Here is a 22,294-nt window from a genome sequence, read left to right as displayed (position 1 = left end):
ATGGCGTGGGTTGGGGTAGAAGCGGTCATGACATCCTCCCGGAATGCGATCAGGCGAAAGACGGAAAATCGAAGAGCGTGGCCGGATTGGCGGTCAGGATCGCGGCCATCCGCGCATCGTCGGCCACCCATGCCCGCAACCGGCCAAGATCGGCGTTGCTGTCGATCTGGCGGAACGGCTCGATCTGGTCGGGGCTGCGGGCGGCCCGGTCGGCGCCGCCGCCGGTATGCGGCCAGTCCGACGCCCAGACCATGCGCTGCGGCGCCGCCTCGATCATCGCCTCGGCCGCCGGGCGCAGTTCCGAATGGTCGGGGCTGCGGCAACCGCAGCGATAGGGGGCCGACAGCTTGACCCAGACCCTCCCGCTTTCCAGCGCCCGCAGGATGGCGGTGAAATCGCGCCCGGATACCTCAGTTCCCGCCTTGAAGCCGGCATAATGGTCAAGGATCAGCGGCACCTCGCGGACCGCCTGCACCGCGGCGGCCGCAGTCGCGGTATCCACGTAAAGCTGCACGGCCATGCCGGTGCCGGCGAGTCGCCGCGCCGTGGCCTGAATCGTGGCCAGCTTGTCGACCGCCTTGCCGCCACCGGCCTCGAAATTCACCCGCACGGCCCGGATGCCGGCGGCGTGCAGGGCCTCAAGTTCGGCATCGCTGACGGTTTGCGGATCGATCACCGCCACCCCGCGCGAGACCTGCGGGCCAAGCGCCTGCAGGGCCGAAAGCAGGCAGCGGTTGTCGGTGCCGTAAACGCTGGGCTGCACTAGGACGCACCGACCCAGGCCAAGGCGCGCCATATGCTGTTGCAATGCCTCGCAACCGGCGGGACCGGGCGTATAGGCCCGGTCCGGGACATAGGGGAAATGGTCCGGGTCGAAGACGTGGACATGGCTGTCGCAGGCTCCGGCGGGAAGTGCGGTCATGAGGGTTTCCTTTCGTCCGGCACGCGGATCAGCCAGCGGGCGACCAGCGGCGCGCCCAGGATGACCAGCAGGATGCGGGTGAGGTGGTGGATGACGACAAAGCCCAGGTCGGCGCCGGCAATGATCGCCAGCATCGACATCTCGGCCTGGCCGCCGGGGGCAAAGGCCAGGAATCCCTCGACCGGCGGGGCGATGCCGGTCAGCGTCACGGTCTCGGTCACGATCGCGGCCAGGGCGGCGAGGATCAGCACGAAGGCCGCGCTGCCCATGACGGTGTCGCGAAACTCGCGCAGGGTGACGCCGGCATAGCCGATGCCGATGCCCAGCCCGATGAAGAATTGCGCGGCCCAAAGCGCCTCGCGCGGCGGGCGCATGTGCAGGAATCCGGCCAGCGACAGGATCGCGGCGACGATCAGCGGCCCGAGGATGGCCGCGCCGAAAAGCCCGGCGCGCTCGGCCGCCTTCCAGCCCAGGATGGCCGCGGCCAGCATCGTCGCCAGCTCGGAAAGAGGCAGGTCGGTCGCGGGCGGGCCGACCGGATTGCCCAGGCCGACACCGTAAAGATGGACCAGCAGGAACGGCACCAGCACCAGGATCACCATCAGCCGGGTGACATGGACCAGGGACAGCTGCCGGACATTGGCGCCGGCCTCCTGGCCGAAGATGGTCATGTCGGCCGCACCGCCCGGCATCGCCGCATAGAAGGCCGTTATCGGATCGAAACCGCAGATCCGGCGAAAGAAGGGCACCCCGACAAGGCCGATGGCGACGATATAGACCGGCACCAGCGCCACCGAGGCCAGCATCGAGGGCAATCGCTGGATGACCTCGGGCGTCACCGATGCGCCGATCGCGACCCCGAGCACCGTGCGGGCCGCGACCGAGATCCGTCCCGGCCCGGTCAGGGGCGCACGCAGCAGCGCGGCGACCAGGCAGGCCGTCATCGGTCCGAACAGGAAAGGCAGCGGCAGCCCCAGCAGCCAGAACGCCGCCACTCCGCCCAGACCCAGCAGAAGGGTCAGCACTTTCCGGCCAGCCAGGGGCAGCATGGCGGGCATCTCTCAGCCCAGTTCGACTTCTGTGGAATGGGTGACGACCGGCGGCTTCGCGAAGAAGGGCGAGGCCAGTTCGCGCCATTTCTGGAACCCTTCCGAGGCGCGGAAAGTGACCATGTGATCCTCGACGCTGCGCCATTTCACCAGCAGGCGATAGGTGTCGGGCGCCTCGACGACGCGGCGCAGTGCAAGACCCAGACAGCCCTCGGCGGCAAGGAAATGCGGGCGGGCGGCTGCAACGGCTTGCTCGAATGCGGCGGGCTCGGTCACGGAAATCTCCGCCACCTCAAGGACATGGGACATGGCCTGGACTCCTGTTTGCGGGATGAGGCCGGGCCATGCCGGCCCGGCAGGGACTCACGCCTTGGCGTGGCCGTGTTCGGCATCGATGCTGCGCGTCTCGCCGGTGGCGATCATGGTGCGGGTCGCGTCCACCGTGGCATAGGTCCAGAAGATCTTCATCGGCCGGTCGGTTTCGTTCAGGAAGCGATGCGGCACGTTCGCGGGCACCCAGGTGGTGTCGAAGGTGCCCAGGTGGTGGCGGGTGCCGTCGATCTCGACCACCGCCTCGCCCTCGATCACCATCACGCTTTCCTCGCAATTGTGCATGTGCAGCCCGATGGCGGCGCCGGGGTCGAAATGGGTGATGCCGTTGATCATGCTGGTCGAGCCGCAGCGGCGCGTGACCAGCGGCGTCGTCCGCGCGCCGCCGCCGCGGTCATTGGTCTTCAGTTCGGACGGACGAAGGATGGCGGGTTCAGCCATGGTTTCACCTCACTTTGCGGGACCGATCCAGACGGTCTTGATGTTGACGAATTCGCGGATGCCGTAGACGCCAAGCTCGCGGCCGTAGCCCGAACGCTTGATGCCGCCGAACGGATAGCGCGGGTCCGAGGCGGTCATGCCGTTGACGAAGACCGCCCCGGCGTCGATGCGCCGCGCCAGCTCGCGGGCGCGGGCGGCGTCGCCAGACCACAACGCACAGCCAAGGCCGTATTCGCTGTCATTGGCCATGGCGATGGCGTGGTCGGCATCCCTGGCGCGCACGATGGCGGCGACCGGGCCGAAGGTTTCCTCGACGAAGGCGACCATGCCGGGTTTCACATGATCCAGAACGGTCGGCGGATAATAGAAGCCGTCACCTTCGACCGGCGCACCGCCCAGCTTCAGCACAGCGCCTTCGGCGACCGAACGCTGCACCTGGTCGTGCAAGGTGGCCAGCAGGTTGCCGCGCGCCATGGGACCGATTTTCGTATCCCGCTCCATCGGATCGCCGATTTTCAGGTCAGCCGCCTTCTGCACGAACAGCTCGACGAAGCGGTCGGCGACGCTTTCCTCGACGATGAACCGCTTGGCGTTGACGCAGCTTTGCCCGACATTGATGTAGCGCGCCTTCACGGCCGTTTCGGCGGCGGCCTCCAGATCGGCATCGGCCAGCACGATGAACGGGTCCGAGCCGCCCAGTTCCAGCACCTGCTTCTTCAGCGCGCGGCCTGCCTGTGCGGCAACGATGGCCCCGACCTCGGTCGAGCCGGTCAGGGTCACGGCGGCGATGCGGTCGTCGGCGATGATGCCGGCGACCTGCGAATTGTCGATGAGCAGCGTCGCGGTCAGGCCCTTGGGCGCGCCGGCCTTCTCCATCACCTCCTGCACCGCCAGCGCGCATTCCGGCACGTTGTTGGCATGCTTCAGGATGGCGCCGTTGCCGGCGGCCAGCGCCGGGGCGGCAAAGCGGAAATACTGCCAGAACGGATAGTTCCAGGGCATGATCGCCAGCACCACGCCCAGCGGGTCGAATTCGACCACGCTTTCGGTGGCATTCGAGGGCACAGGCTCGTCCGCCAGGTATTGCGGCGCGTGCTCGGCGTAGAAATCGCAGTTATAGGCGCATTTCTCGATCTCGGCCTCGGATTCCGCGATGGGCTTGCCCATTTCGCGGGTGATCATCTCGGCATAGCGCGTCTTGTCTGCCCGCAGCACCTGCGCCATGCGGGTCAGCAGGGTGACGCGCTCGGCCACGGGGACAAGGCGCCATTCGCGTTGCGCCCGCGCGGCTGCGTCCAGCGCGGCCTCGACGGCGGCGGCGTCCTGCAAATCGTAGCTCTGGATCGGCTGGCCGGTCGTTGGGTTGACAGAGGTGATCGTGCTCATTGGGTGACTCCTGTTGAAAGGCTGGAAGCGCCGGGGAGGAGGCGCTTCCAGCGGGACAGAAAGCGCGCGCTTTCCGCCATGGGGATGCTGGGGATGTATTCAAAGCCGATGGCGCCGCCGTAGCCGGCGCCGGCCAGCGCCGAAAGCAGAGCCGAAAAGTCGATGCGCCCCGTGCCGGGCTCGTGCCGCCCGGGATGATCGGCGATATGGACATGGCCGATGCGGTCGACATTGGCCGCAACCCACGCCGCCGGATCCTCGCCCAGGACGGCGGCGTGATAGCTGTCGAAGAGCAGGTCGAAGCGGCGGGCAAAGGCATCCTGCAATTCCGCCGCCGCCCGCAGCGTGCCCATGTAATAGCCGGGGATGGTGATCGCCTCGACCAGCAGGCGCACGCCGGTGCCTTCGCAGTGCTCCAGCGCCCAGCCGAGATTGGTGCGATAGACCTCGCCCGCATCCAGCCAGCCCCCTGTGACAACGCCTGCCATCGGGTGGAGATAGGGGCAGCCGATGGCCTGCGCGTAATCCAGCGCCCGGTCGAAACCGGCACGGAACTCGGCCTCTCGCCCCTTCAGGCAGGCAAGACCCTTTTCGCCCTCGCGCCCCATCCCCGAGGTGATCTGCGAGAAGCCCAGGCCCAGATCGTCGAGCCGCCTGCGCATTTCGGCCGCCGGAATCTCGTAAGGCCCCGGATGCTCGACGGCGGTGAAGCCGTCGCGGGCGGCCGCCGCCAGCCGATCGGCCAGCGGCACATCGGCGTAGAGATAGCCGATATGGGCCGAAAGCCGGGTCATGCCGCCAGCGCCGAAGGGAAGACGACGCCCAGCCGCGCGCCTTCGGCGGTCAGATCGGCGATCACGTTGTCGGTGACGGGGATGCCGTCGCGGCGGCGCTGATCCTCGCGCCGCTGCTCGGGCTCGCCGGGCAGCATGATCTCATCGACGCCAGCGGCGCGGGGCAGCGCCTTGATGCGTTCATAGAACGTATCCATCCGCGCCTGGAAATCGGTCAGGGCCATGAACAGGTCGGGCCGGATGGCAAGGAACAGGTGGCCGACGTTCTGCGGTTCCGAGTGGTCGAAATAGAGCGACTTCACGTTACCCCCGAAATTGGCCCCCGTGAACACGCCCGACAAAAGGTCCATCAGCGTACCCAGGACCGAGCCCTTGACGCCGCCGAAGGGCAGGCAGACGCCCTCGAACGCCTTGGCCGCATCGGTGGTCGGGTTGCCGTCCACGTCCAGCGCCAGCCCGGGCGGGATCGGGTCGCCCTTCATCGCCGCCAGCCGGATCTTGCCGCGCGCGATGACGGTCATCGCCATGTCCATGACATAGGGCGGATGCTTGCCGCCCGGGATGCCCGCCGCGATGGGGCTAGCGCCCAGGAAGGTGGTCCGCCCGCCCCACATCGGGATCGCCGGCGAGGAATTGGTGAAGATCAGCGAGATATAGCCGCGTTCGATCGCCCGCAGCGCATAGCAGGCCCCCATGCCGAAATGGGTCGAGCGATGCACGCCGGCGAGGCCGATTCCCATCTCGCCCGCCAGATCGCAGGCCGTGTTCATCGCCACGTCCGAGGCGATGAAGCCCATGCCGTTGTCGCCATCGACATGGGCGACCGCCCCGGCGACCTTGCTGACGTGAATCGCGGGGCGCGGGTTGACGAGTCCGCGCCGCAGCCGCTCCAGATACATCGGGATGCGGCTGACGCCGTGGCTGTCCACCCCGCGCAGGTTGGCCTTGACCAGATCGCCCGCGACCAGGGCGGCATCGGCCTCGCGCAGCCCGGCGGCGAGGAACATGGCCCGGGCATAATCGGTCAGCGCCTCGGCGGTGAAAAGCTGCGTCATGGCTTGCTCCTTTGGCGCAGGATCATGGGAAGGACGACAAGAGCCGCAGCGATCATCAGCAGGGACAGCGACAGGGGCTGCGTGAAGAAGACCGTGGCGTCGCCCTGGCTGATGGTCAGCGCGCGGCGGAACTGCTGCTCGGCCAGCGGGCCAAGGATCAGGCCGACGATGCAGGGCGCGATGGGGATGTCATAGCAACGCATCCCGAAGCCGATGATGCCGATGATCCAGAGCAGCACCACATCGGTGATGTTGTTGTTCAGCGTATAGGCGCCCATGGTGGCAAACAGCAGGATGCCGGCATAGAGCCAGGGCCGCGGCACGGCCAGAACCTTCACCCAGACCCCGGCCAGCGGCAGGTTCAGCACCAGAAGCATCAGGTTGCCGATATAAAGGCTCGCGATCAGGCCCCAGACCAGTTCTGGCTGCTTGTCGAACAGCGTCGGGCCGGGCTGGATGCCGTATTGCTGGAAAGCCGCCAGCATGATCGCCGCCGTGGCCGAGGTCGGCAGGCCAAGCGCCAGTAGCGGCGCCAGGACACCTGCGGCCGAGGCGTTGTTGGCGGCCTCGGGACCGGCGACGGCCTCGATGGCGCCCTTGCCGAATTCCTCGGGTTTTTTCGACAGCCGCTTTTCGGTCAGGTAGGACAGGAAGGTCGGGATTTCCGAGCCGCCGGCCGGCAGCGCGCCGATGGGGAAGCCCAGCGCGGTGCCCCGCAGCCAGGGCTTCCAGGACCGCCGCCAGTCCTCGCGGTCCATCCATTTCGAGCCCTTGAGGGCGTAGATTTCCTCGTTCTCGTAGCGGTGGCGGGCCAGCGTGTAGAGCGTCTCGCCCACGGCGAACAGGCCCACCGCGACCACGACCACGTCGATGCCGTCCAGCAGCTCGGGGATGCCCAGCGTGAAGCGCGCCTGCCCGGTCTGCAGGTCGATGCCCACAAGGCCCAGCGCCAGGCCGAACAGCAGGCTGGCGAGCCCGCGCGAGAGCGAGTCGCCCAGCACCGCCGTCACCGTGGTCAGCGCCAGCACCATCAGCGCAAAATAGTCCGCCGGGCCGAACAGCAGCGCCAGCTTGACCATCAGCGGCGCGACGAAGGTCAGCGCGGCTGTGGCGATGGTGCCCGCGACGAAGGACCCGATGGCCGCCGTCGCCAGGGCCTGCGCGCCGCGTCCCTGCCGGGCCATGGCGTGCCCGTCCAGCGCGGTGACGATGGAGGCGCTTTCGCCCGGCGTGTTCAGCAGGATCGAGGTGGTCGATCCGCCATACATCGCCCCGTAATAGATGCCGGCGAACATGATGAAGGCCGAGGCGGGCTCCATCCCGTAGGTCACCGGCAGCAGCAGCGCCACGGTCAGCGCCGGGCCGATGCCGGGCAGCACGCCGATGGCGGTGCCCAGCACCACGCCCAGAAGGCACCAGCCCAGGTTGCCTATGGTGGTCGCAACCGAAAAGCCGTGCATCAATGCGGAAAACGTGTCCATCCCTGCCCCTCAGATCTCGTAGCCGAAATGGGTCAGCACCTGCTCGACCACGGTGCCGACCGGCAGCGCCAGATCCAGCACGCGGTCGAAGAGCCCCCAAGTCACGATGGTCAACGCCAGTCCCAGCGCCAGCGAGCGGCCGATGCGGCGCTCGCCGAAGGCATGGGCGACGGTCGCATACATCAGCGACCCGGCGATGACCCAGCCCAGCCATTCCAGCGTCAGGATCATCACCAGAAAGGCGATGGCGCCCTGGAAGGCCGCGCGCAGGTCCAGTTCGCGGAAAGGTTCGAGCTGGCCCCGGCGGCGCCATGCCTCGTGGCAAAGCTTGGCGCCGACCGCCGCCAGCCCGGCGCCGATGATGGCCGGAAACAGCCCCGGCCCGACGGCAGCCTTGGTGGCGATGCCGGGCTTCGACCAGACATCCAGCAGCATGTAGGCGCCCAGGCCAAGGCAGAAGACCCCCGGCACCAGCTCGGCATTGTGAGGACGCAGCAAGCGTTTCATGACGAAGCCCTCCGCGCCCCGATCACAGGACGCCCGCGTCCTTCAGGGCCTGGCCGATGCGGTCGGTCTCGGATTGCAGGAAGGCATCGAATTCCTCGGCCGGCTGATAGCTGTCGATCCAGCCGCGGGCTTTCAGCGCCTCGGCCCATTCCGGGGATTTCACCATGTCGTCGATGGCGGCTTTCAGCGCCTCGCGGTCGGCATCCTTCGCCTTGGGATTGGCGACGATCCCGCGCCAGTTCTGCACCGCCAGATCGACCCCGGCCTCCTTGAAGGTCGGCACGTCCACGCCGTCGATGCGTTCCTCGCCCGAGACCGCCAGAGCGCGCAGATCGCCATTCTCGACCTGGGCGCGGAACTCCTCATACCCCGAAATCCCGACCGTGGCATGGCCGCCGAGGACCGAGGCCAGAACCTCGCCGCCGCCGGCATGGACGACGTAATTGATCGCGGTCGGATCGACGCCCACGGTCTTGGCAAACAGCCCCGCCGTGATGTGATCGACCCCGCCGATGGACCCGCCCGCCCAGGACACCGCGCCCGGATCGGATTTCAGCTTCGCGATCAGGTCGTCCAGCGTCTTGATATCGGACTTGGCCGGCACGACGATGGCATCGACGTCGCCCATCAGCCGGGCGATGGGCGTCACGTCCTCCAGCGTCACCGCCGACTTGGTCGAAAGCACGCCGCCGACCAGCGCAAAGCCCACGATCAGGGCCGAGGGCTTCCTGGGCCGCGAGGTCACGAATTGCGCCAGCCCCACGGTGCCGCCGCCGCCGGCGACATTCGTCACCTCGACCGCCGGCACGGTGCCGCGGGCCTGCAAGACGCCCTGCACGGCGCGGGCCAGCTGGTCATAGCCCGAGCCGGGGCTGGACGGGGCCAGCAGCTCCAGCGAGGGCAGCAGTGCGTCGGCCTGCGCCGGGGCAAGGCTTGCGACGCTCAGCGCGCCGGCCATCAGCACGGCAAAGGCGCGACGGGTGATCCTGGTCATGGCTCTTCCTCCCTTTCGGTCCCTCCCGGACCGTTCGTTGAAAAATCAGGCCAGCGCGGCGACGACCGCGTCGGTGAAGGCCGCAGTGCCCAGCGGCCCGCCCAGATCGGCGGTGCGGCTCTCGGGCCGGTCCAGTGTGACTTCGACGGCGGCCTCGATGGCGCGGGCGGCCTGGTTCAGCACCGGCTTGCCGTGCTTGCTGCCCAGGTGATCCAGAAGCATCGCTGCCGACAGGATCAGCGAAGTCGGATTCGCCTTGCCCTGGCCCTGAATGTCGGGCGCCGAGCCGTGCTGCGCCTGCGCCACGCAGACATCGGCGCCCTGGTTGATCGAGCCGCCCAGGCCCAGGCTGCCGCACAGTTCGGACGCCTCGTCCGACAGGATGTCGCCGAACATGTTGGTGGTGACGATCACGTCGAAGGCATCGGGCTTGCGGATCAGCAGCGCGGCCGTCGCGTCGACGATCAGCTCCTCAAGTGCGACGTCCGGATAGTCCGCGGCGACCTTGCGCACCTCGCGCAGGAACAGGCCGTCCGACAGCTTCACCACATTGGCCTTGTGCACCGCCGTCACCTTCTTGCGGCGGCCGCGCGCCAGTTCGAAGGCGGCTTTCGCGACATTGCGCGAAGCACGCGCGGTGATCTTGCGGACCGACAGCGCCATGTCCGGGTCGGGCATGAACTCGCCGGTTCCGGCGAACATGTTGCGGTCGGAATAGAACCCCTCGGTGTTCTCGCGCACGATGATCAGGTCCATCGGCTTACGCAGCACCGTCAGGTCGGGCCGCGACTTGCAGGGCCGGACATTGGCGAAAAGCTCGAACTTGACCCGCAACTCGCCCGAGGGGTTGATGCCGCCCTTGTCGCGTGTCGGATAGTCGTAATGCGAAACCGGGCCCAGGATGACGCCGTCCATCTGCGGGATGCGCTCCATCACCGCATCGGACAGCGTGGTGCCCTGCTCGGCCAGCGATTTCAGGCCGATATCGGCCTGTTCGATCTGCAGCCCCAGGCCGAAACGGCGGTCGGCCGCATCCAGCACGCGCAGGGTGGCTTGAGTGATTTCAGGGCCGATCCCGTCTCCGGGCAGAACCAGAAGGCGCACGTCGTTCATCCTTGTTGTTTGCTGGAGAGTTGTCGGGACGCGAGCCGGTATCCCGTCCGCGTTTCCGGCGCGACCTCCTCCAGTGGTCTTTTGATGTATGTAAATGCCAGATACGTAATGATTCGGAATTTTGCAATACAAAAATACCAATTGTCTTGGCAGATGCCCTGCCGCATGCCATTTTCATGGAAACCCCCTCGGAAAGGCTCGCATGACCAACCTCGCCAACACCCTCGTCAGCCAGATCGCCGCGCATATCAGTGCGGACGGGTTGCAACCCGGCGACCGGCTGACCGAGCGCAAGCTGGCCGAGCAGTTCCGCGTCTCGCGCTCGCCGGTGCGGGCGGCGCTGAAGCAGCTGGAAGAGGCCGGGGTGCTGGTCTCAGGCGACCGCAGCGGCTATCGGCTGGTCGATGCCGCAGCCGCCGAGCAGTTCAACGCCCCTGTCGCGGAAGTCGATGAAGATGAAAGGATCTATCTGCAGATCGCCGACGACCGCGTCACCGGAAAACTGCCGGAGCGGATCACGGAAAGCGAGTTTCAGCGCCGATACGACCTGACCAAGGGCCGGCTGGCCAAGCTGTTGCGGCGCATGGCGCAGGAGGGGTGGATCGAGCGCCTTCCGGGTCATGGCTGGGAATTTCTGCCGGTGCTGACCTCGCTGGAATCCTATCGCGACAGCTATCGCTTCCGCCAGCTGATCGAGCCGGCGGCGCTGCTGGAACCGCGCTTCCAGCTGAACCGCCCGGTGCTGGAAAGCCGGCTGGCCGAACAACGCTGGCTGGTCGAGGGCGGGATCTGGACCGTGCCGGATGCGAAACTGTTCGAGCTGAACAGCGGCATGCACGAATCGGTCATCGAATGCAGCCAGAACATCTTCTTCATCGACGCGCTGAAGCGGGTGGACCGGCTGCGGCGCCTGATCGACTATCGCCAGATGCTGGATCGCGACGTGGCGCGCGAACGCTGCCTTGAGCATATCGAGCTGCTGCACCTGGTGTTGATGGGCCGCAACGAAGAAGCCTCGGAATTCATGCGCCAGCATCTGGCGGCGCTGGGGCCCCTGAAAAGCCGGGCAAGAGCGACTGGGTGAGGGCCATGGGAAAAAGGCCCCCTTGCGGATCCGAGGCAGGGCGCGGCGCACAGCGGACAGGAAAACATTGCTCGCAGTCCGGAGAAGGCGCCAGCGGTCCGCGACCTGCACACCGCACCCGGACGCGCCTGTGAAACGGCGCGCCCATGTTGCAGGCGCGCCGATATGGTGTGCGGTGCCGACCGGCATTCCTGTAACACCACCCTCTGCATCCACGCGCCTACAACTTTGTGGTGGAGGACATGGGGTAAAGCAGGATACGGGACGCTCACCAGATCAAGCGGAACTCGTGTTGTTCCGGTACCGATAGAGCCGCGCTACCTCGAACAGCACCGGCACCAGGATCGCGAGGAATGCGATCGCAAGGAGCGTTGCGGCAATGGGACGCGTGACGAACACGGTCATGTCGCCCTGGCTGATGGTCATCGCGCGGCGGAACTGCTGTTCGGCAAAGGGGCCGAGGATCATGCCGATGATCACCGGACTGGTGGGGAAATCATAGCGCCGCATGAAGAAGCCCATCACGCCGATGCCGTAAAGCAGAGCCAGGTCGAAGACCGAACGGCTGATCCCGTAGGTGCCGATGGTGGCGAAGACCAGGATGCCGGCATAAAGATAGGGCGCCGGGATCTTCAGGATCTGCACCCACAGCCCGACCAGCGGCAGGTTGAGGACCAGCAGCATGATGTTGCCGATATAGAGGCTGGCGATCAGGCCCCAGACAAGATCCGGCTGGGTCGAGAGAAGCTGCGGACCGGGATTGATGCCGTAGCTCTGGAACGCCGACAGCATGATCGCGGCGGTCGCCGAGGTCGGCAGCCCAAGCGTCAGCAGCGGCACGAACACGCCTGCGGCGGAGGCGTTGTTTGCCGCCTCGGGACCGGCCACGCCTTCGATGGCCCCCTTGCCGAACTCCTCAGGATGTTTCGAGAGCCGTTTTTCCATGAAGTAGGACAGGAAGGTCGGGATCTCGGCGCCGCCCGCGGGCATGGCGCCGATGGGAAAGCCGATCAGCGCGCCGCGGAGCCAGGCCTTCCAGGACCGGGCCCAGTCACGCGCATTCATCCACAGCGAGCCCTTGATCGGCACGATCTCGTCCTGGCCCCGACGATAGCGCGAGGCGAGATGCAGCGTCTCGCCCACGGCGAACAGGCCGACGCAGACGATCACCACGTCGATCCCGTCCAGCAGCGCCATCTGCCCGAAGGTGAACCGCGCCTGGCCGGTCTGCAGGTCCACGCCGATCAGCCCGATGAAGAGGCCGATCGCCAGCGCGGACAACCCCCGCAGGATCGATGTGCCCAGCACCGCCGAGACGGTGACGAAGGCCAGCACCATCAAGGCGAAGTAATCGGCGGGCGAGAAGAGCAGCGCCAGCTTGACGATGATCGGCGCCAGGACCGTGATGCCGACGACTCCGATGGTGCCTGCCACGAAGGAGCCGATGGCGGCGGTGGCCAGCGCGGGGCCGCCGCGGCCGGACCGGGCCATCTTGTGCCCCTCGAGGGCCGTGACGATGGTCGCGCTTTCGCCGGGCGTGTTGATGAGGATCGAGGTCGTCGAGCCGCCGAACATCGCGCCGAAATAGATGCCGGCGAACAGGATGAAGGCTGCGGCCGGTTCGACCTGGAAGGTGATCGGCAGCAGCAGGGCAATGGTCAGTGCGGGCCCAAGGCCGGGCAAGACGCCGATCGCGGTGCCCAGCGTGACACCGACGACCGACCAGAGCAGGTTCATCGGCGTCAACGCGACCGAGAAGCCGTGCAGGAGTGAGGTGAAGCCTTCCATCAGAGGAGATCCTCGATAAGTCCGCCGCCCATGCGAAGCCCGAGAAGCTGCGCGAAGCCGTAATAAGCGACGAGTGCCAGGACGAAGCCAATCAGCGCCGCCAGCCAGATGCGCCGGGCGCCGAACCCCTTGGCGACCATCAGATACATCAGGCTGGAGGACAGGATGAAGCCGAGGGGCGCGATCAGGAGCAGGTTCAGGACCAGGCCCCCGCCGACCCAGGCCATGGGGATCAGGTCGGGGCGCGGCTCGGCGCGTCGATGCCCTCGACCCGCTCGGGCGCCGAGATGCCGATGACGCGCAGGTTGCCCGCCCCCACCTGTTCCGAGAACTCGCCCCAGCCGGACACGCCGCAGGTGACCTGGTTGCCCAGAAGCGCCGCCATGGCCTCGCCGCCGCCGGCAAAGGCGACATAGCTCAGCGCCAGCGGATCGACGCCCGCGGCCTGGGCGACAAGTCCCGCCAGCATGTGGTCGCTGCCACCCGCGCTGCCGCCCGCCCAGGAGACCGAGCCGGGATCGGCCTTCAGCTTGGCCACCAGGTCCTCCATGGTCTGGATGTCGGACGCGGCGGGCACGACGATGGTCAGGTATTCGCCCGTCAGCCGCGCGATGGGCGTCACCATCGTCAGGTCCACCGGCGCGTTGTTGGTGATGATCGCGCCGATCATCACCATGCCGCCGGTCATCAGCGCATTGCCTTCGCCGGAATACTGGTTGATGAACTGCGGCAGGCCGATGGTGCCGCCGGCGCCGCCGACATTGGTGATCCGGGCCGAGCCGATCAGCCCTTCGCCGCGCAGGATCTGGTCCATCACGCGCGCGGTCTGGTCCCAGCCGCCGCCCGGCGCCGCCGGCACGAAGATCTCGAGCGAGCCGATTTCTTGCGCCAGCGTCAAGGTCGGCATGGCCGCCATCAGGCCGATGGCGCCGGTCGTCATCATGAAGTTTCTGCGGTTCATGGTCTCTTCTCCTCCCTGAAGGTGCGGTCCCGCGCGACTAGTCCCCGTCGCCCGGAAGCTTGCGGTTCTCGGGACCCTCATAGGTCCAGAGCCATTGCCGGGGGATCGGCCCCTTGTTGCGCTGCGACCCCAGGCTTTGTTCATAGGCATGCGCCAGGATCCCGACCGAGCGGGACAAGATGAACAGCCCCCGGCAGAGCGGCGGCGCAAAGCCGAGCTCGGCATAGATCGCGGCCGTGGCCCCGTCGATGTTCATGGGCACGGGGCGCGACTTCGTCCGGCGCAGATGCGCGTCGATGGCGCGGGCGATGGCGGCAAAGCGCCCCTCGACCGTTCCCGCCGCCACGGCATCGTCGATCAGCGACAAAAGCCGGGGCGCGCGCGGATCGACCGGGTGGAAGCGGTGGCCGAAGCCGGGCAAGTATTTCATGCCGGCCGCCGCCTGTCGCGCCAGCACTTCCGGCACCGCCTCGGGGCCGCCTGCCGCGTCGATCTCGTGATAAAGCTCCACCGCCTGCTCGCCCGCGCCGCCATGGACATCGTCGAGCACGTTGATCGCCGAGGCCATCGCGCCGTTGATCCCGACGCCCCCCGTCACCGCGATGCGCGAGATCGCGATCGAGGGCGCCTGCGGGCCATGGTCGACGCCCGCCACCATCGCCGCCTCAAGCAGCCGGGCCTGCGCCTCGGTCGGCAGTTCGCCGCGGGTCATCAGCCAGACCATCTGCGGATAGGTGACGCGCCCGATCAGATCCTCGACGGCATAGCCGCGCATCCGGATTTCGCCGGGGCGCATCTTGATGATGGATGTCGCCCACCAGTCCTCGGCCAGTTTCCGGTCGTCGCCCATCAGATCACCCCTTCTGATTTCAGCCGCGCGATGTCCTTGGGGGACATCCCCAGCGCGGCATAGATGTCGTCATTATCGGCCCCGAGCCGCGGCGGAGGGCTGTCCACCACCGGCGCTGCGCCGTTCAGCTTGACCCCGGTCCGCACCACGGTGATGTCGCGCCCGACCCCTTCCGGTGCGGGATAGGTGGCCAGCAATCCCCGGTCCGCGATCTGCGGGGCGGACAGGACTTGCGGCACGGTCAGGATCGCACCGGCCGGAACGCCGATGCGGTTCAGGTCCGCGGCCCATTCCTCGGCGCCGCGGGTCGCCAGCGTCTTTTCCAGCTCGCCGCGCAGGCGGATGCGATTGGCCTTGCGCAGCTCTCGCGTCGCGAAATCCGGATCGTCCAGCAGGTCGTCGCGGCCCAGGTAGCTGGCCAGGCTCTGCCACTGCTCGTCCTTGTTGGCGGCGATGTTGATCGGGCCGTCCGCCGTCTCGAAGGCGCCCGAGGGGGCAGAGGTGACGTTCTCGTTGCCGTTCGCCTGCGGCTCGACACCGGCGACAAGATAGTTCGACACCACCCATCCCATCGTCGCCACCACCGCTTCGAGCATCGAGACGTCGATGAAGCCGCCGCGCTCCGGCGCGTTCAGCGCCGCCGCGATGGCCATGGCCGCCGTCAGCCCGCCGACCGTATCCGCCAGCGGATAACCGACGCGCAGGGGCGCGCTGTCCTTGTCGCCGGTGATCGACATGACCCCCGACGCGCCCTGGATGATCTGGTCATAGGCCGGGCGGTCCCGCCACGGCCCGTCCTGGCCGAAGCCCGAGATGGCGCAATAGATCAGCCGGGGATTCTCGGCCTTCAGCACCTCGTAGCCGACGCCCAGCCGGTCCATCACGCCGGGGCGGAAATTCTCGACCAGCACATCGGCCGTCCGGACCAGGCGCCTCAGCAGCGCCTTGCCTTCGGGGTGCTTGAGATTGACGGTGACCGATTTCTTGCCGGCGTTCTGCGCCAGAAAGGACACGCCCATCCCGGCCTTGTTCAGCGCGGCATCGGCGCCGAGGTTGCGGGCCAGATCTCCGCGACCGGCAGCTTCGACCTTGATGACCTCGGCCCCGAAATGGACAAGCTGGTGGCAGCAGAAGGGACCGGCCAGGACGTTCGTCAGATCCAGCACACGGATGCCGTTCAGCGGTTTCATGGTGGTTTTTCCCAAGGTGATGTCCGTTTGCGCGTTCATGCGATTGCTCCGGCAAGAGGGATGATGCCGAAGGCCAGGGCGCCGGCCAGCATCGCCAGAACCAGTCCTGCAACCCACAGGATCGAGGCACGCTGGTTGTCGCCGTATTCGACACCGACAAGGTTCACGAGCAGGTAGGTGGAGGCGACCAGCGGGCTGAGCAGATGGATCGGCTGCCCGATCAGCGAGGCGCGTGCCATCTCGACCCCGCTGATGCCATAGACCTCGGCGGTCGAGGCGAGGATCGGCAGCATTCCGAAGTAAAAGGCGTCGTTCGTCACCGCATAGGTCGCGGCGGCGCTGAACAGCGCCGTGGCCGGCGCCATGTAGGGGCCGAGGCTGTCGGGCATGATCGCCAGCAGGCTTTGCGACATGGCATCGTCCATCCCGGTTCCCGACAGCACGCCGGTAAAGATGGCGGCGGCGAAGATCAGGCCGACGACGGAGACGATGTTGTAGGAATGCGCCTGGATCCGCTCGCGCTGCTCCGCGAGGGTCGGGTAGTTGATTGCCAGGGCGAGCGCGGTCGCGAGGATGAACAGGATCGGCAGCGGCAGGATGCCGGTGATCAGCCCGGCAAGCAGGCCACCCGTCAGCGCCAGATTGACAGGCATCAGCTTCGGACGGCGATAGGCGGGCGCTTCTTCCATGTCATGTTCCAGCGCGGCTTCCCGATCGGGGGAAAGGACACCGACGCGCCGCCTCTCCCGCAAGCCGAACAGGGTGGCGACGATCAGCAGGTAGCCGAAGCCCACCGCCATCGCCGGGATCAGCGGCACGAAGACATCCGCCACGTCCACATGCATTGCCGAGGCCGCGCGTGCCGTGGGGCCGCCCCATGGCAGGATGTTCATGATCCCGATCGACATCAGCAGCAGCGTCGCCATGTATTGCGGGCGCAAACCGATCGCCCGATAGATCGGCAGCAGCGCGGTGACGCAGATGACGTAGGTGGTCGCCCCGTCGCCGTCCAAGGCGACCGAGGTGCCGATCACAGCCGTGCCGACGAGGATCTTCAGAGGATCGCCCCTGGCCACTCGCAGCACCCGGGAAATCAGCGGATCGAACAGGCCCGCATCCGTCATGATGCTGAAGAACAGGATGCCGAACATCAGCATGGCGCCGGTGGGCGCAAGCTTGACCAAACCCTCGCGCATCATCTCGCCCAGACCGGCGGGATCGATGACCAGGCCGAACAGCACCGGGATCAGCGCCAGCGCGACAAGTGCGGAAAGTCTTCTCGTCATGATCAGCCCCAGAAACAGCGCGATCATGGCGAAGCCGGCAAATGACAGCATTCCAGTCTCCTCCATGGTGGGAACATGACAGAGAAGACAGGATCAGAAAATTCAGTTATATTCAGGAAAAGAAAACTTCTGGGACGCTGTCATGGATGTGCGGGATCTGGCCTATCTGCACGCGATCATTCGCGAAGGCAGCGTAGCCTCGGCGGCGGACGCCGTCGGGCGCACCCCGCCCGCGCTGACCAAGGCGGTGCGACGGCTGGAGGATCAATTGGGCGCTGCCCTCTTCACGCGCGTCGGCCGGGGCGTCGAGCCGACAGAGGCCGCGATCTTTCTTGCCGAACGGACCATGGGGGTCGTGGAGCAGCTGAAAATCATCCGCAGGCAGGTCAGGGATGTAAGCGAAGGGCGGCACGGACACGTCCGGCTGGGCGTGGCGGCGACAATGGCCGCCATTTACCTGCCTTCGTTCCTTCGCCGCCTGACCTCCGCGCATCCGGATCTTCGCGTTTCTATCGTCAACGGCATGAACGATGTCCTGCACCGGGCCCTCCGCGTCGGTGAGATCGACATGGTGCTGGGGGTGATCGACCGGAGCGATCCTGCCGCCGCCGAATGCCATGTCCTGGCGGAGGACCGCGTTCGGATCGTCGCCGCGACACATCATCCGCTGCAGGGACGAAAGGTCGGCCTGGAGGAGGTGCTGCCGCAGAAATGGGTGCTGCCCTCGCAACGGGTCGCGATGCGCCAGTGGTTCGACGCGGCTTTCCTTGCTCGGGGCTATGCGCCGCCGGAGCCGCATGTCGAGACGTCCTCCATCGCCATCCTGGAGGAACTGATCGCAGGGACGGACTATCTGAGCTTCATCTCGGGGCTGAAGATGGAGCTGCCTGCGCTCAGGGATCGGATCGCGCCCCTGGCCATCGAGGATTTCACCATGACGCGCGAAATCGGCGCGACATGGATGCGTTCCGCCACTGTCTCGCCCGCGCTCGAACTGGCCTTGTCGGTATTGAAATGTCCGCGTTAGCCGCGGGTTTCGGGCCTGAAGGGACCAATGCGATGCGGCTTCGTGCATTAACATCGCCGCGGATTATTTTCGCCCCGCAGATCAAGGCTTTCGCCAAAGGCCGAAGTTTCATCCGAGGCGATCCCGGGTAAGCCAAGTCTTCTAAAAGGACAGAAGCCGCGTGGCCGATGCCCTCGCCTGTGGTTCCGGACCGCTCGGCCCTGTGGCGTCAGCCCCTGTACTATTTCGGTCCGATCCGAGCGGCAGGTGATGCAGCAACCGTATTGCCCATCCCTCACATGCGCAGGATAGGCGCACGAACCTTCACCAAGGCCGCAGGATGTTAGAACAGGAAGGCTTTAGGCGGTTTTTTTGACCCCATACTCGCCGCTGACCTGGGCCAGTTGCTCGTGCAATTCGGCGATCAGCCCGGCACGAGGCCCTTTCGGGCGTTGCAGCAGCCCGATCTGGCGAAAGACCGGCGGATCGCCGAAGGGCAGCATGACCAGGTCCACCCCGCGCTCGATCGCGGCGATCCGCGGAACGATCGACACCCCGAGCCCGTTTTCGACACAGGCGGTCACCGCTGAAATCGTGTCCATCTCGGCGATGTCGTTCAGCGGCAGGTTCATCCGGCCCAGCTCGGTTTCGATCAGCCGCGCCAGGGGCACGTTGCTGCGGAACCGCACGTAGGGAAGCGCCGACAACGCCTGCCGGACATCAACGACCGGGGTTCCCGGTGGCGCGATCAGGAACAGCGGCTCGCGGATAAAGGGCGACCAGTCGAGATCGCGCGAGGACAGGCTGTTCTCGGCGATGATCGCGGCGTCCAGCCTGCCGGCATAGACATCCTGGACCAGGTTTTCCGAGTTCCCGACCAGAAGCCGGATCTTGAGGCCGGGATGATTCGCCACGACGCGCGATACCGCTTGCGGCAGCAGCCCTATCGCGCTGGTGCGAACCGAGCCGATGACGAATTTTCCCACGATCCGGCGGCCTGAAATCGCATCGATGGCGTTTTCCGCCGCCCTGACCAACTCTGCCGCCGCCTCGACCATCTGCTGTCCCGCCGCGGTCAGCGTCGGCGGGCGGTTCTCGCGGTTGAAAAGCGAAGCTCCGACTTCGTTTTCAAGGGCCTGGATCTGCTGGCTGACTGCCGAGGGCGTCAGCGCAACGCGGTTCGCGGCACGGGCGAAGCTGCCGGTTTCCACAATGGCGAGAAGTGTCTTTAGCTGGCGTGTATCCATTTCATGCAGTTTTTCTGAATATACAAAACAGTATTATCCGCTTTCATTCAGATATTCAAATGATAAATTCCAAGCCGAGGAGCTGCCACGGGGTGTGGCACACGGAGGATCATGTCACAGAATATCCTGATCACGGGGCCAAGCTTGGCACCCGCCGCCGCAGATGTGCTGACGCGAGCGGGTTATGTTCCGGTCTACGTTCCGCCCTATACCAACGGCGAGGGTCTGATCGAGGTCGTGCGCATGGCCGATCCGGTCGGCATCCTGGCGCGCATGGGTCGGATCGATGAAACCGTGTTCGCGGCGGCGCCCCGGCTTCGCGTGATTTCGAAGCACGGTGCGGGCGTGGACAATATCGACGTCGAGGCCGCCACGGCACGGGGCATCCCGGTGCTGAACGCGGCGGGAGCCAATGCGGTCTCGGTGGCGGAGCAGGCCATGGCGCTGCTCTTCGCCGTGGCAAAGAGGATCATCCCGCTCGATCGCGGCATCCGAGAGGGCCGCTGGGAGAAGCCGGGCTTCCAGGGCCGCGAACTGGCGGGCTCGGTCATGGGGCTGGTGGCCTTCGGCGCCATCTCTCGCCAGACCGCGCGCTTTGCCAAGGGGCTCGGCATCAGCGTTCGCGCCCACGATCCGTTCTCGCCGACGGAGGCCTTTGCGGCCGAGGGGGTCGAGCGGGTCGATGACCTGGACGAGCTGTTCGCCAGTTGCGACATCATCAGCCTGCATTGCCCGCTGACGCCCATGACAAGGAACATGGTCAACGCACAGCGCCTGTCGCGGATGAAACCGGGCGCCATCATCATCAACACCGCGCGGGGCGGGCTGATCGACGAGCCCGCGCTGGCCGAAGCACTGGCAAGCGGCCGGATCTCCGGCGCCGGGCTTGATACCTTCGCACAAGAGCCACCCCCCGCCGAACATCCGTTCTGGACAGAGCCGCGCCTTGTCCTCAGCCCGCATATCGGTGGCGTCACCGAAGCCGCGAACATCCGCGTCGGGGTCGAGGCCGCGCAGGGCATCGTGGACATGCTGGAGGGCCGTCCCGTGCCCGAAGCGCGCATCATCAACCGCGCAGAACTGAAGATCAGCGTCTAAGGAGACATTTTCATGGCAACCGGATTTCGTGTCCTGAAACGCGAACGCGCCGTTTCCGCCGACGTGGTGCGGCGTTTTCTGAAACTGCCCGTCGCCAATGTCAGCGACAGCATGCACCGCATGACCGCCGCCGGGCCGCGTCTGACCAAGATGCACCGCGACGGCCAGCTTGCCGGCCCGGCCATCACCGTCAAGGCCCGCCCGGGAGACAACCTGATGCTGCACAAGGCCATCGACATGGCCCGGCCCGGCGACGTCATCGTCGTCGATGCGGGCGGCGACCTGACCAATTCGCTGATGGGCGAGCTGATGCTGGCCTATGCGGTCAAGCGCGGCGTGGCGGGCTTCGTGCTGAACGGCGCGATCCGCGATGCGGACGCGTTCCTTTCCACCAACCTGCCGGTCTTTGCCGCAGGCGTGACCCATCGCGGTCCCTACAAGGACGGCCCGGGCGAGATCAACGTGCCCATCGCCATCGACGGCATGGTGATCGAGCCGGGCGACCTGGTCCTGGGCGACAGCGACGGCGTGCTGGCGGTCCCCTTCGACATCGTGGAAGAGGTCTATGCCAGGACCAGCGCCAAGCAGGACGCCGAAACCAAGCAGATGGCGGCGATCGAGGCCGGGACGAACGACCGTTCCTGGGTTGATGCCGCACTGAAGAAACTGGGCTGCGAGATCCCTGAAGGGATCTAAGTCCAACAGCCAGGACCAAAGGGAGGAAACCTATGTCCGCTAAAACGAGTCTGCCGCTTGCTGCGGCGCTGTTCGCATCGGCCGCGACCATGGCCCATGCCGATTGGCCGACTGATCGACCGATCGAGATGATCGTCGCCTTCGCTCCCGGCGGCGGCACCGACATCATGCTGCGCACCCTTGCTCCCTATCTTGAGGCGGAACTGGGTACGCAGTTTCCGGTGCTGAACCGTCCCGGGGCGGCAGGCGAGATCACCTATACCGCGCTGGCGCAGGCGCGGCCGGATGGCTACACCGTCTCGTCGCTGAATACGCCCGGCTTCCTGACCATGCAGATCGACCGCAAGCCGCGCTTCGACCCCGAGGAGATCTGCCCGATCGCGCGCATCGTCGAGGACCCCGGCACCTTCATCGTTCCCGCGGGCTCGGACTTCCAGACGCTGGAGGATCTCGTCGCCCATGCCAAGGAAAATCCGGGTGCCGTGTCCATCGGCACCACCGGCGTCGGCACCGACGAGCATTTGGCGATGCTGCAACTGGAGCGTTCGGCGGGCGTGGACCTGACGGCGGTTCCCTTTGCCGGCGCCAACGAGGCCAAGACCGCGCTTCTGGGCGGCCACATCACCGCCATCGGACTGAATGTCGGCGAATACGCCACCGCCGACAAGGGCGCGATGCGCGCGCTGGCCCAGTTCGCCGAGGAACGCTCGGTCCTGGCCGAGGATCTGCCGACCGCCAAGGAACAGGGCTTCGACGTCATCATGTCCTCCGAGCGTGGCCTTGCCGCGCGCTGCGAAGTGCCCGAGGAAATCCGCGCCCGCCTGGCCGAGGCCGTCGACGCGGCCCTGGCCAACCCCGAATTCCAGGCCCAGGCCAAGCAGCAATCCCTGCCCCTGGCGTTCCAGTCGGGCGCCGAGTGGAGGGAAGCCATGCCTGCACGGCTGGACCGCTACCGCGATATCTTCGCGCTGATCAAAGAGGGACAGTGATGGCCGGGCCGGGCGCGACGAAAAGGG

General features: G+C 66.6%; 23 protein-coding genes. 5 read left to right on the top strand and 18 right to left on the bottom strand.

What is annotated here, in order from left to right:
• Nucleotides 1-49 precede the first annotated feature (49 nt).
• From LOS78_RS11715 to LOS78_RS11665, 11 genes are read right to left on the bottom strand one after another with little or no spacing between them, the layout of a single operon-like run.
• Nucleotides 50-922 (bottom strand): amidohydrolase, encoded by an 873-nt coding sequence (locus LOS78_RS11715; RefSeq protein WP_230378330.1) that lies wholly within the window; start codon nucleotides 920-922, stop codon nucleotides 50-52.
• Nucleotides 919-1,980, bottom strand: coding sequence for an AbrB family transcriptional regulator (locus tag LOS78_RS11710; RefSeq protein ID WP_371824722.1), 1,062 nt, complete (start codon nucleotides 1,978-1,980; stop codon nucleotides 919-921). Before LOS78_RS11710 ends, LOS78_RS11715 begins: the two co-directional genes overlap by 4 nt.
• A 3-nt stretch (nucleotides 1,981-1,983) precedes the next feature.
• Nucleotides 1,984-2,280 (bottom strand): putative quinol monooxygenase, encoded by a 297-nt coding sequence (locus LOS78_RS11705; RefSeq protein WP_230378328.1) that lies wholly within the window; start codon nucleotides 2,278-2,280, stop codon nucleotides 1,984-1,986.
• Nucleotides 2,281-2,334: 54 nt separating this feature from the next.
• Entirely contained in the window at nucleotides 2,335-2,742 is a 408-nt protein-coding gene (locus LOS78_RS11700) for a cupin domain-containing protein (RefSeq protein ID WP_230378327.1), read from the bottom strand.
• Between the two features lie 9 nt (nucleotides 2,743-2,751).
• Nucleotides 2,752-4,128, bottom strand: a complete 1,377-nt coding sequence (locus LOS78_RS11695) for an NAD-dependent succinate-semialdehyde dehydrogenase (protein ID WP_230378326.1) — start codon at nucleotides 4,126-4,128, stop codon at nucleotides 2,752-2,754.
• Nucleotides 4,125-4,922 carry a TIM barrel protein gene (locus LOS78_RS11690; RefSeq protein WP_230378325.1) on the bottom strand — a complete coding sequence of 266 codons (798 nt, stop codon included), beginning with the start codon at nucleotides 4,920-4,922 and terminating at the stop codon, nucleotides 4,125-4,127. The genes LOS78_RS11695 and LOS78_RS11690 overlap by 4 nt, the downstream gene beginning before the upstream one ends.
• Complete coding sequence (locus LOS78_RS11685; RefSeq protein ID WP_230378324.1) at nucleotides 4,919-5,977, bottom strand: Ldh family oxidoreductase; 1,059 nt, start codon at nucleotides 5,975-5,977, stop codon at nucleotides 4,919-4,921. The genes LOS78_RS11690 and LOS78_RS11685 overlap by 4 nt, the downstream gene beginning before the upstream one ends.
• Nucleotides 5,974-7,458, bottom strand: a complete 1,485-nt coding sequence (locus LOS78_RS11680) for a tripartite tricarboxylate transporter permease (RefSeq protein ID WP_028716688.1) — start codon at nucleotides 7,456-7,458, stop codon at nucleotides 5,974-5,976. The genes LOS78_RS11685 and LOS78_RS11680 overlap by 4 nt, the downstream gene beginning before the upstream one ends.
• Before the next feature lie 9 nt (nucleotides 7,459-7,467).
• The gene (locus tag LOS78_RS11675) at nucleotides 7,468-7,965 is read right to left on the bottom strand and encodes a tripartite tricarboxylate transporter TctB family protein (protein WP_028716689.1); all 498 of its coding nucleotides are present in this window, start codon (nucleotides 7,963-7,965) and stop codon (nucleotides 7,468-7,470) included.
• Between the two features lie 22 nt (nucleotides 7,966-7,987).
• On the bottom strand, nucleotides 7,988-8,959 hold the full coding sequence (locus LOS78_RS11670) for a tripartite tricarboxylate transporter substrate binding protein (protein ID WP_230378323.1): 972 nt from the start codon (nucleotides 8,957-8,959) through the stop codon (nucleotides 7,988-7,990).
• A 45-nt stretch (nucleotides 8,960-9,004) separates the two neighbouring features.
• A complete protein-coding gene (locus LOS78_RS11665) occupies nucleotides 9,005-10,063 on the bottom strand; it encodes an isocitrate/isopropylmalate dehydrogenase family protein (protein WP_230378322.1) in 1,059 nt (352 codons plus the stop codon).
• Nucleotides 10,064-10,274: 211 nt separating this feature from the next.
• On the opposite strand from LOS78_RS11665, the gene LOS78_RS11660 reads away from it, so the two are divergent.
• Entirely contained in the window at nucleotides 10,275-11,156 is an 882-nt protein-coding gene (locus LOS78_RS11660) for a GntR family transcriptional regulator (RefSeq protein ID WP_230378321.1), read from the top strand.
• Between the two features lie 276 nt (nucleotides 11,157-11,432).
• Here LOS78_RS11660 and LOS78_RS11655 read toward each other — a convergent pair whose 3' ends face one another.
• The 6 genes from LOS78_RS11655 to LOS78_RS11630 are packed head-to-tail and all read right to left on the bottom strand — an operon-like array spanning nucleotide 11,433 to nucleotide 17,282.
• Complete coding sequence (locus LOS78_RS11655) at nucleotides 11,433-12,944, bottom strand: tripartite tricarboxylate transporter permease (RefSeq protein WP_028716693.1); 1,512 nt, start codon at nucleotides 12,942-12,944, stop codon at nucleotides 11,433-11,435.
• Nucleotides 12,944-13,171 carry a tripartite tricarboxylate transporter TctB family protein gene (locus LOS78_RS11650; protein WP_230378320.1) on the bottom strand — a complete coding sequence of 76 codons (228 nt, stop codon included), beginning with the start codon at nucleotides 13,169-13,171 and terminating at the stop codon, nucleotides 12,944-12,946. The genes LOS78_RS11655 and LOS78_RS11650 overlap by 1 nt, the downstream gene beginning before the upstream one ends.
• Nucleotides 13,172-13,176: 5 nt before the next feature.
• Nucleotides 13,177-13,905 (bottom strand): tripartite tricarboxylate transporter substrate binding protein, encoded by a 729-nt coding sequence (locus tag LOS78_RS11645; protein ID WP_230378319.1) that lies wholly within the window; start codon nucleotides 13,903-13,905, stop codon nucleotides 13,177-13,179.
• Nucleotides 13,906-13,942: 37 nt separating this feature from the next.
• Entirely contained in the window at nucleotides 13,943-14,755 is an 813-nt protein-coding gene (locus LOS78_RS11640; RefSeq protein ID WP_028716696.1) for a citryl-CoA lyase, read from the bottom strand.
• A complete protein-coding gene (locus LOS78_RS11635; protein WP_230378318.1) occupies nucleotides 14,755-15,984 on the bottom strand; it encodes a CaiB/BaiF CoA-transferase family protein in 1,230 nt (409 codons plus the stop codon). The genes LOS78_RS11640 and LOS78_RS11635 overlap by 1 nt, the downstream gene beginning before the upstream one ends.
• The gene (locus LOS78_RS11630) at nucleotides 15,981-17,282 is read right to left on the bottom strand and encodes a CitMHS family transporter (RefSeq protein ID WP_028716698.1); all 1,302 of its coding nucleotides are present in this window, start codon (nucleotides 17,280-17,282) and stop codon (nucleotides 15,981-15,983) included. Before LOS78_RS11630 ends, LOS78_RS11635 begins: the two co-directional genes overlap by 4 nt.
• Before the next feature lie 91 nt (nucleotides 17,283-17,373).
• Between LOS78_RS11630 and LOS78_RS11625 the strand changes: the two genes are divergently transcribed.
• Complete coding sequence (locus LOS78_RS11625) at nucleotides 17,374-18,258, top strand: LysR family transcriptional regulator (protein WP_028716699.1); 885 nt, start codon at nucleotides 17,374-17,376, stop codon at nucleotides 18,256-18,258.
• Nucleotides 18,259-18,596: 338 nt separating this feature from the next.
• Here LOS78_RS11625 and LOS78_RS11620 read toward each other — a convergent pair whose 3' ends face one another.
• Nucleotides 18,597-19,484, bottom strand: coding sequence for a LysR family transcriptional regulator (locus LOS78_RS11620; RefSeq protein ID WP_028716700.1), 888 nt, complete (start codon nucleotides 19,482-19,484; stop codon nucleotides 18,597-18,599).
• 111 nt (nucleotides 19,485-19,595) lie between these two features.
• Here LOS78_RS11620 and LOS78_RS11615 point away from each other — a divergent pair, with 111 nt between their 5' ends.
• The 3 genes from LOS78_RS11615 to LOS78_RS11605 are packed head-to-tail and all read left to right on the top strand — an operon-like array spanning nucleotide 19,596 to nucleotide 22,267.
• Nucleotides 19,596-20,582 carry a hydroxyacid dehydrogenase gene (locus tag LOS78_RS11615; protein WP_230378317.1) on the top strand — a complete coding sequence of 329 codons (987 nt, stop codon included), beginning with the start codon at nucleotides 19,596-19,598 and terminating at the stop codon, nucleotides 20,580-20,582.
• A 12-nt stretch (nucleotides 20,583-20,594) separates the two neighbouring features.
• Nucleotides 20,595-21,278: an RraA family protein gene (locus LOS78_RS11610; RefSeq protein ID WP_230378316.1), complete on the top strand. Its 684-nt coding sequence runs from the start codon at nucleotides 20,595-20,597 to the stop codon at nucleotides 21,276-21,278.
• 32 nt (nucleotides 21,279-21,310) lie between these two features.
• The gene (locus tag LOS78_RS11605; protein ID WP_230378315.1) at nucleotides 21,311-22,267 is read left to right on the top strand and encodes a tripartite tricarboxylate transporter substrate binding protein; all 957 of its coding nucleotides are present in this window, start codon (nucleotides 21,311-21,313) and stop codon (nucleotides 22,265-22,267) included.
• The last annotated feature ends 27 nt before the right edge of the window (nucleotides 22,268-22,294 follow it).

This window comes from Paracoccus sp. MA, assembly GCF_020990385.1.
Classification (GTDB): Bacteria; Pseudomonadota; Alphaproteobacteria; order Rhodobacterales; family Rhodobacteraceae; genus Paracoccus.
The sequence above is the reverse complement of the archived record's forward strand: the minus strand, read 5'-3'. Positions and strand labels throughout refer to the sequence as shown.